Source organism: Bacillus sp. EKM206B (assembly GCF_011066015.1).
GTDB classification, from domain to species: domain Bacteria; phylum Bacillota; class Bacilli; order Bacillales; family Bacillaceae; genus Bacillus; species Bacillus velezensis.
Genome location: NZ_JAAMNL010000045.1, coordinates 1 through 290, shown reverse-complemented (window position 1 = coordinate 290; position 290 = coordinate 1). Strand labels below are relative to the sequence as shown.

The window sequence follows — 290 nt, the reverse complement described above, 5'->3', positions numbered from 1 at the left end:
ACGATCGCTGACAGCTCCGCCGCGCAGGCGTCATAACGGTCTTCAATCGGACCTTCGCCGTCAGCCGCACATACGGCACCGCTTATGTCCTCAGCATTCATTCCGCCATACAGTGTCACGTATCTGAAAGACTCTTCTTGTCCGCCGCCTTCATCCGGCGGTGATTCCTGCCACTTTGGCTGAAGCAAGAGCGGTTTTTCCTCCGTTTCCTCTTCCAGAAAACGGGCGGTGAGCCCCGTCAATCGGACACATACCGCGCCGTTTTCATCACACAGCTCAATATGATAGGC

At 55.9% G+C, this 290-nt stretch carries 1 protein-coding gene; it reads right to left on the bottom strand.

Annotated elements, in window-relative coordinates; genetic code table 11:
• A partial coding sequence (locus G9F50_RS20330) for a hypothetical protein (protein ID WP_165417795.1) occupies window positions 1-290 on the bottom strand: 290 nt, incomplete at both ends.